Source organism: Eisenbergiella tayi, from assembly GCF_001881565.1.
GTDB classification, from domain to species: Bacteria; Bacillota; Clostridia; order Lachnospirales; family Lachnospiraceae; genus Eisenbergiella; species Eisenbergiella tayi.
Genome location: NZ_MPDJ01000018.1, coordinates 45,758 through 54,750 on the forward strand (window position 1 = coordinate 45,758; position 8,993 = coordinate 54,750).

Here is an 8,993-nt window from a genome sequence, read left to right on the forward strand (position 1 = left end):
CATGGAGGAAATATCAGTACTGATTGCACAGGCGCAGGCCGGAGATAACGGGGCAAGGGAAGTACTGATAGAGAAAAACCTGGGACTGGTTCATCATATCGTGAAACGATTCTCAGGCAGAGGATACGATATGGAGGATTTATTTCAGATAGGGACAATAGGGCTCATAAAGGCCATCGATAAATTTGATTTATCTTTTGATGTCCGCTTTTCAACCTATGCGGTCCCCATGATAAGCGGGGAAATCAAACGGTTTCTGAGGGATGACGGCCTGGTAAAGGTAAGCAGGACCCTGAAGGAAAACGGATGGAAAATAAAGCAGGCCTCTGAAAAACTGGCCCACAGTTTCGGAAGGGATGCTACCCTGGAAGAGATTTCTAAAGAAACCGGGATCGCAAGAGAAGATATTGTTATGGCTATGGAAGCCAATGTGGAGGTGGAATCCATTTATAAAACCATTTACCAGTCTGACGGCAATGAAGTACAGCTGCTTGACAAGGTTGCGGCAGGCAGCGGCCAGACAGGCTGCGTGGATGAGGAAAAAGAAAAGCTTCTGGACCATATGCTTTTAAATCAGCTGTTGGACAGCCTTACAGATACGGAAAGGGAACTGATCGAAATGCGTTATTTTCAGGATAAAACACAGACAGAGGTGGCGGGAGTCATGGGAATCAGTCAGGTTCAGGTCAGCCGTCTGGAGAAAAAAATCTTACTGAGAATGAGAGAACAGCTGGTTTGCTGAGTTTTCCTGAAAACAAAAAAAGAAAAAAAAGAAGCAATTTTTGATTTTTTTACAGAAAAGCGTTGCACAGCACATGGGGTAAGGTATATAATTATATAAATGTAACTATATCATCTGTCATTACATTATATAATAGAGGGACCTTCATGAAGAAATGGATGAAAGTCATCATTCCTGTCTGTGCAGTCGTGGTTCTTATAATTTCCTGCATCAATCTGGGAAGTATTTTTCTGGAATACAACAGAGGTGTGCAGGAATATAAAGAACTCCAGGAATATGTCAATAATGAACGTCCCCAGCTTCCGGCCCAGGAGAAGGAAGAGGACGATTTTGTGATGCCCGAAATTGATTTTGCCGCTTTGAAAGCCAAAAATGAAGATTTCAGATACTGGCTCTATATTCCGGCCCTGGAGGTAAACTACCCGGTAGTCCAGGGAAAGGATAATGACATTTATCTGCACCGCACCTTTGATGGAGACAGCAACAGTGCGGGCTGCATTTTTCTTGACGCAGGCAATTCGCCGGATCTCACTGACAGGAACACCGTGATATATGGACATAACATGAAGAACCATTCTATGTTCGGTTCCCTCAAGAAGTTTATGCAGGAAGAGGAGCTGGCGGAAGAAAATCCTTATTTTTATTTGTATACTGAGGGAGAGGCGATCCGTTACCGGATAATTTCGTATTACATGACGGTAAGCGGAAGCGATACATATCGGTCGGTCTATACAGACGAGGATTATGACAGCTACCTGAAAATGGCGCTTCAGAAATCTCTTTTCAAGGGATATCAGAAGGACTATACGGAAGGCCAGCCTGATATGGTGACCCTTTCGACCTGCCATGGGAAAGCCGGAGGAACAGGGAGGTTCGTCGTACACGGTGTTGTGGATGAGATACGGGAATGGAATGAAAGCTGATCGGTAACAAGGTACGAATGGTAACATAAGTAAGGAGCGGATGAAATAAGATTCCTGCCTCCTTGGATTCAATACGGTATTACCGTATAAGCGCAATTGTATGTGCAGTTAGGAGCATAAATGAAGAAAAAAATTGGTAAAATAGTTGCTCTGTTCATGGCTGCCGGATTACTGGTTAACAGTTTTTTCTGGTCTGCGGCTAATGAAGGTGATAATGGGGCCTTAGATGCCGTGCAGGAAATCCAGGAAAACAAAGAAACTCTGCATTCCCATGAGTGGGGAAACGAGACGGTGAATACACCGGCAACCTGCAATACGGATGGATCAGCAACCGTCACCTGCAGCAGCTGCGGTGCAACAGAAGACAGGACGATTTCGGCTACGGGAGAGCATAATTTCGGAGATTGGACGCTGGTAACAGCGGCTACAGCGGATACCCCCGGTGAAGAAAAACGTGTCTGTAATGACTGCGGTACAGAAGAGACAAGGGAAATCCCAGTGTCGGATAATACAGATAACAAGCTGGAAAATAAGCTGACAGATAATTCTGACGGAACGGATAATGTGCTGTCGGGAGAAACAGAAAATAATAATTCGGATCATGATCATGTCTGGGTTCCGGTTGAAGGCACAGAGGGAAGAACGGAACCTACCTGCGGAGTCAGCGGAAAGCAGCTTTATACCTGTAGTGCAGAGGGTTGTACAGAAACCAAAGAGGAAGAAATTCCTGCTACAGGAAAGCATACCGTAGAAACATGGACTGTGGATAAAGCCCCTACGGAAACAGAGACGGGCAGTGAGTATGGAACATGTACAGTATGCGGAGAAACGGTAACACGCACCATTCCTGCATTAAATCATGAACATAAATACAGTGAAAAAGGAACTGTGGACAAAGCAGCAACGGAAACTGAGGACGGAAAGGTAAGATATTACTGTACCTCGGATGACTGTGATTCCTATATAGAAGGAACCTCTCATTACTACAGAGAGAATGGAAACGGAGAGTATGTTTGTGTTACCTGCGGTGAGAAGGAAACACCGGATGGAGAAACCGTCTGTGAGCATGATTGGCAGGAGACAGAAACCGGTATTTTTGAATGCAGCAAATGCCATTCCATTAAAGATACCAATACAAAATTAGTTTCGGATGAAATACAAAGCACAGACAATAATCTGCTGGATGTGATAGAACCCTGTAAAGAAGGAGAGCATATCCGCCCTGCTGTTTACGATGTATTAGTAAAAGCAACATGTGAAAAGGAGGGACAGATAAGTTATATCTGTACTGTCTGTGGTACAAAAGTGACGGAAACAACTCCCAAAACAGCCCATGTATGGGACAGCAAAACAGGAAAATGTACGGTTTGTGATACTGCCTGTGACCATAAAGACGGTGATCATACCGCATTTGATTCTCAGACAGGAAAATGTTCGATCTGCGGATATCGCTGTAGCCATGATTTTGATGAAGACAAGAAATGCAAAATATGTGGATTTAAGGAATGTGAAAATCATACAAAGATAAAATCCGATGGTACTAGCGTCGTTATCATCACTGTAAAAAAAGCTACCTGTATGGAAGAAGGCTTGGTGAGATATCAATGTGCGGTATGCGGTGAAGAAGTGACTGAGGATACACCTATTGACAAAGATATCCATGAATGGAACAGTACAACCGGAAAATGTAAACTTTGTGATGCCATGTGCGAACATACGGATGGCAATGGAAATACCCTCTATGATACAGACGGCAAGTGTACAGTCTGCGGTCATGCCTGTGAGCATAAATTCATAGTTAATAAAGAGGATGGTATTGTTAAGTGTGATGTCTGCGGTTATATTTGTAAACATGATGAAAAATCACTGGTACCTATCAAAGGAACAGGGGATAAAGACGCAGATTGTGAAAATGTAGGCCAGCAGACCTATCTGTGTTCCGTATGCGGGCAGAAAATTGTAAAAGAAATTCCTCTCAGTGGAAAGCACCATTATGATGAATCAGGTAGCTGTGAGACATGTGGGGATGACCTGCATACAAAAGAGATAGGAGATTGTGAGCATAAAGACTGGGTTGACTGGGATAATGACGGAACAGATCTGGATTCGCAAAATACCTGGAAATATCTGAAAACGGATATTGATGCAAAGAAAGATATTTTTGAATGCAGCAAATGCGGTTCTATCTGGGAACGCGATGCAGTCGATCGTGAAGAAAAAACAGTGGATTTGACGCAGATCACCAAAGGAACCCTGGGAGTTACCATCTCTGTGAACGGTCAGGAGGTAGGCGACAAACAGGAAGTGAAAATCAATAAGTCCGATGTGTTGGATATCCATATTGACTGGGCTATCGACAATGACAGAAAGCCTACATCCAATACTACCATTCAGTATCAGCTGCCTGTTATTTTAAAGACAGTGCCTATGACAGGTACTATATGGGGACCGGGCGGATACGAAGAGTATGGAACCTTTTCTATAAACTCCAGTGGACTTCTTACCTTTAAATTAAATGATAAGATTCTGAAAAAGAGTGAAATCAACGGTTCTTTTGATTTACAGGCTACCCTTGTTCTGAGCGAGGAAGGCAGCCAGGATAAGCAGGAAATCCTGTTCCCGGGCGGAGCCGGTATCACTGTATATTTCAAGAGCAATATGACCAGTGAGAAGACCGCAAAGCTGAACAATGACGGCAGTATTGATTATAAGGTTACCTTTGTACTGGATTCGGATTCCAAGAATGTAAGTCTGACGGATACTTTGGCGAGTAACCTGACCTTTGAAGGTTATGAGGGATCCTTCCGGCTGAAGAATACAGCGACTGGGGCTGAATCCGATATTACGGATAAGGTAGAGATTGATCATAATAAAAAAATTGCAATTATTGATTTGGGAGATGTGAAAAAAGGAAAATATGAACTTTCCTATAAGGCGAAGCTAATTGACTCTTCCGTTAAGGCTTCCAGCGGGAATAATACCAATACGGTAACCTGGAAATGGGATGATAAAGAAGGCGGACCGGAAAGATGTACAGTTGAATCTACCCGTAAACCGTTATGGAAAAATTCCCTGACAACAACAGATGACGAAAAAGCACAGGGAATTTATAAGTGGCAGATAGTAATCAATAAGGATACCATACCGGTTAACTTATCAGAAAAGACCATTTATGACTGGTATGTAACCCAAAGTGGTTCAGTGCCTAATGAAAATACTTTTATTATAGGGGATATTACTGTAACAGATGTAACGACAGGTAATGATATTACCAGTCAGATGGAAAGTATCCAGCTGAAAAAAGAAGGAGAAACCTGGAGTCTGGCGGATAATTGTCTGTTCCAGATTAAGTTCCCATATGGTGACTATACCCATGAATACGAAATCACTTATACCACACAGACAAAAGCGAATGGGATGGATGGTAACGACTGGGGATTTGTTGACCTGACGAACTGGGCAAAGATTGTAGAGACAGGTGATGATGACTATGAGAACGCTCTTGTAGGCAAAAAGTATACTTCCGGAATTCTTACCAAAGCAGGTAAGGCAGTGAGCAATGATAATTCCGATGCCAGTGAGGCCTACAAAGCTCAGTGGCAGGTGAAGCTGGATCTCAGTGAATTTAAAAATGGAGATATCCTGAAAGATCTCAAAATTACTGATACGCTTCCGGATGGAATGACTTTCTATGATGTCGATGAGTCAGAGATGAACTTTGCTTTGACCCTGTCAGATGATACACCGTTGTCAGAAGGAACTGATTACAAAAAAGAGATTACCAATAATAAGACGTTGCTGACATTAACCTTTACGGAAGAGGGCCAGCGTAAATGTGCCGGAAAAGTGATCACAATGACATTTACTTCGGTGGCAGACCCCGGCAAGATCCCTATGAACGGAAGTAAAGAATATACCAATAATGCGACGGCAAGCTTTTTATATAACAGTGCGTGGAGTTATAAGGCATCCGCAAAGGTTACCATGTACAGGAAAGATGCGTTGAGTAAGAGCGGTACGGTCCTGAGTAAAAAGAATGCTAACGGAAATTATGAAATACAGTGGACCATTCTGGTAAATACTAACGATGCGGAAAATCTTACCCCTGAAAAAGCTTATACCGGAGATATTACTGTAACGGATACGCTTCCGGATGGATTGACTTATGTTGATGGGTCGGCGACAATGGTAACATCGACAAGAACGGATTGGAAGGTAGAAAAATCTGGAGCTGCAGCAATAATACCGGCACCGGAAGGCCTTCCCGGCAAGCTGATATTTACAATACCGGGTTCTACCTATAATAATGCTTATGAGATTACCTTTAAAACCGAGGTAGATCCGGCCAAACTTGATAAGACAAATTTGGGAACCACTTTTACCAATACGGTAGTTGTGGAAAATAACGGCGGTAAATCTGAGGCGGAAGCAGATGTTACGATTGCAAAAGAGGATCTTTTGAAAAAGAGCGGCCAGACAACCGGCACGCATATCCAATATACGATTGATGTAAATGCCAACGCCCAGCAGCTGACCTCTCGGGGAGTTCTGACACTGGAAGACGAAATTGACAACAATGCGGATATTCTGACGAATACCATATCCGTAAAGAAAGTCGATATTCTCACCCAGGCGGAAACGGATATTACGGATTCCTGCAGCATCAGCTATACAGGCAATAAGCTGATTATCGGGAATATACCTGATGGTACTCATGTTAGAGTGACCTATAAGGCTGTAACGGTGAGAAGCGGAGATGTGGAAGTAACTAACAGTGCAGTGCTGAAAGGTGAAGACGTACTGGCAAGTACTGTTACAACCGGAACCTTTAAGATTAAGGCAAGCGCTACTGCGAACGGAAGGGCAGGAACTTTCACCCTTATAAAGCTTGACAGCAGTGACGCCCGTAAGAATCTGGCAGGAGCAGAATTTACACTCTATAAATTCGATATGGATAATATAGATGCAACCCCTGCAACGGTAACGACACTGAAAACCGACGAAGACGGACGGGTAACTTTTGGCGAAGGTACCATGGATGAACTGGAATTTGACGTATTGTTCTGTTATGTAGAAACAAAAGCTCCGACAGGCTATAAGCTGGATAATACTCCTCATTATTTCATGCTTGAAGGAAACAGTTTTGCATCGCGCAACCAGCTGGCAATCGATCGTATAGGAGAAAGCGCTGATTACAGAACGTATGCGCAGGATGGCTCCAAGACAAGACAGCTGTCCAATGATCCTACACCGCCTCCCACACCTCCGGATAATACGGATACTCCTGACGAGCCTGGTACGCCCGGCACGCCTGCCACTCCTGTAACTTATACAGCGGGTGTGACTCCTAAAGTTGATGTACTGGGAGAAAGCAAGATGCCTGACGGCGCAATGCCGGCAGCACCCGGCATCGGAGTCCTTGGAGATATGAAGGGACCGGGTACCGGAGATCAGACACCAGTTATTTTCTGGACACTGCTTGTTTGCTCGGCAGCGGCTGTTCTGATATCCTGTATAGTATTTAGAAAGAAACGAAAGAAATAGCGGTATGAGCGCCCCGGCAGTTTTGCCGGGGCCTTTTTTGAAAAGGTCGTTGAAGTCGTCTATCATGGAAACAGGCAGAATTACATTTAATTTCACCCAAAGTCCTTATGCGTTTGCTGAAATCTATTCCAAGGGCTGCTCCGATATCTCTCAATACCTCGTCATAATAGTCAAATAGATAATCTTTGCTCAGAAAATCATTCTGGCCGTCAGATTCGAAATAGTAGTTCGTTACATCATAATAAATCAGACTGGCATCACGGCCATAGTTTTCCTTAATCTTATCATTCAGCCAAACCGGGAGATTTTCTTTCTGTCTGTCAAAGAAGGAAAGACAACGGTAAACATCGTCCAAAGAATAGTCTGTTTTTTCAAAAAATGGTTCTTTCTTATCAAAAGAAGATTTTTTAGAGGCAGAGGCCAGGAAGCCTGATGCACAATATGACATAATAAAATAAAAAAAGCCTGAGAGCCTTATAAATAAAGCGGTCAGGACATGTCGTTTAAAAAAAGTAGCTGCAAAACTGTGGCGGAGTCATGGGGATCAGTCAGGTACAGGTGAGCCGTCTGGAAAAGAAAATATTACTTCGGATGAGAGACAGCTTGTGTGCTGAACGGCTGATTTATATTAGATGTCTCTGCTTTTTTATAAAAAAGATTGCGTTAGGTATGGAATATAGTGTATAACGAATATATACGCAGCTATATCATCTGTCATTACATTATGTAAAGGGAGCGTCATGAAGAAATTTGTGAGAATTATTATTCCTATCTGCGCAGTCGCGGTTCTTATAATTTCCTGCATCAATCTGGGAAGTATTTTCTTGGAATACAACAGAGGTGTGCAGGAATATAAAGAACTTCAGGAATATGTCAATAATGAACGTCCTCAGCTTCCGGCCCAGGAAAAGGAAGAGGACGATTTTTTAATGCCCGAAATTGATTTTGCCGGTTTGAAAGCCAAAAATGAAGATTTCAGATACTGGCTCTATATTCCGGCCCTGGAGGTAAATTACCCGGTAGTCCAGGGAAAGGATAATGACATTTATCTGCACCGCACCTTTGATGGAGACAGCAACAGTGCGGGCTGCATTTTTCTGGATGCAGGCAATTCCCCGGATCTTACTGACCGGAACACCGTGATATATGGACATAACATGAAGAACCATTCCATGTTTGGTTCCCTTAAGAAATTTATGCAGGAAGAGGAGCTGGCGGAAGAGAATCCTTATTTTTATTTATACACCGAGGGTGAGGCGATCCGTTACAGGATAATTTCGTACTACATGACGGTAAGCGGAAGCGACACCTATCAGTCGGTCTATACAGATGAGGATTATGACAGCTACCTGAAAATGGCGCTTCAGAAATCTCTTTTCAAGGGATATCAGAAGGACTATACGGAAGGCCAGCCTGATATGGTGACCCTTTCGACCTGCCACGGGAAAGCAGGAGGAACAGGAAGGTTCGTCGTACACGGTGTTGTGGATGAGATACGGGAATGGAATGAAAGCTGATCGGGAACACTGCGTGGACGATCAGGAAACAGGCAGAATTACAATTAAAGTTACAAAATTGGAAAAAATTTAAAAAAGTACTTGATTTTTATACTGGAATGGTGTAGTATAAGACTAACGAAAGAAATCATCAATCATCACGTAATTAATCATCATATTATTTAATTTAACACTTGGCAAACTTGCTGAAAAGCAAGGACGCAAAGCTACAGGGCCTTCCCTCAAAGAGGATGGCAGCCAGTTGCCTGATACATAGTAAAAACGTAT

At 43.1% G+C, this 8,993-nt stretch carries 4 protein-coding genes, 1 pseudogene and 1 riboswitch; of the genes and pseudogenes, 4 read left to right on the forward strand and 1 reads right to left on the reverse strand.

Translation table 11 applies throughout. From position 1 onward, the window contains the following. The first annotated feature begins 1 nt into the window (after nucleotide 1). From BLA28_RS32420 to BLA28_RS32430, 3 genes are all read left to right on the forward strand, one after another. A complete protein-coding gene (locus BLA28_RS32420) occupies nucleotides 2–742 on the forward strand; it encodes a SigF/SigG family RNA polymerase sporulation sigma factor (protein WP_009255745.1) in 741 nt (246 codons plus the stop codon). 146 nt (nucleotides 743–888) lie between these two features. Beyond that, entirely contained in the window at nucleotides 889–1,665 is a 777-nt protein-coding gene (srtB, locus tag BLA28_RS32425) for a class B sortase (protein WP_069158810.1), read from the forward strand. A 120-nt stretch (nucleotides 1,666–1,785) separates the two neighbouring features. After that, nucleotides 1,786–7,209 carry an isopeptide-forming domain-containing fimbrial protein gene (locus BLA28_RS32430; RefSeq protein ID WP_069158811.1) on the forward strand — a complete coding sequence of 1,808 codons (5,424 nt, stop codon included), beginning with the start codon at nucleotides 1,786–1,788 and terminating at the stop codon, nucleotides 7,207–7,209. 184 nt (nucleotides 7,210–7,393) lie between these two features. Here BLA28_RS32430 and BLA28_RS34905 read toward each other — a convergent pair. Then, a pseudogene (locus BLA28_RS34905) lies at nucleotides 7,394–7,642 on the reverse strand (IS1634 family transposase); the annotation flags it as partial. A 307-nt stretch (nucleotides 7,643–7,949) separates the two neighbouring features. Here BLA28_RS34905 and srtB (BLA28_RS32440) point away from each other — a divergent pair. After that, the gene (gene srtB / locus BLA28_RS32440; RefSeq protein ID WP_069158813.1) at nucleotides 7,950–8,726 is read left to right on the forward strand and encodes a class B sortase; all 777 of its coding nucleotides are present in this window, start codon (nucleotides 7,950–7,952) and stop codon (nucleotides 8,724–8,726) included. A 165-nt stretch (nucleotides 8,727–8,891) separates the two neighbouring features. Then, a riboswitch (cyclic di-GMP riboswitch) is annotated at nucleotides 8,892–8,975 on the forward strand. The last annotated feature ends 18 nt before the right edge of the window (nucleotides 8,976–8,993 follow it).

Coding starts and splice junctions, on each gene's coding strand:
- BLA28_RS32420 (WP_009255745.1), top strand. CDS start 2: ATGGAGGAAATATCAGTACTGATTGCACAGGCGCAGGCCGGAGATAAC.
- srtB (WP_069158810.1), top strand. CDS start 889: ATGAAGAAATGGATGAAAGTCATCATTCCTGTCTGTGCAGTCGTGGTT.
- BLA28_RS32430 (WP_069158811.1), top strand. CDS start 1,786: ATGAAGAAAAAAATTGGTAAAATAGTTGCTCTGTTCATGGCTGCCGGA.
- srtB (WP_069158813.1), top strand. CDS start 7,950: ATGAAGAAATTTGTGAGAATTATTATTCCTATCTGCGCAGTCGCGGTT.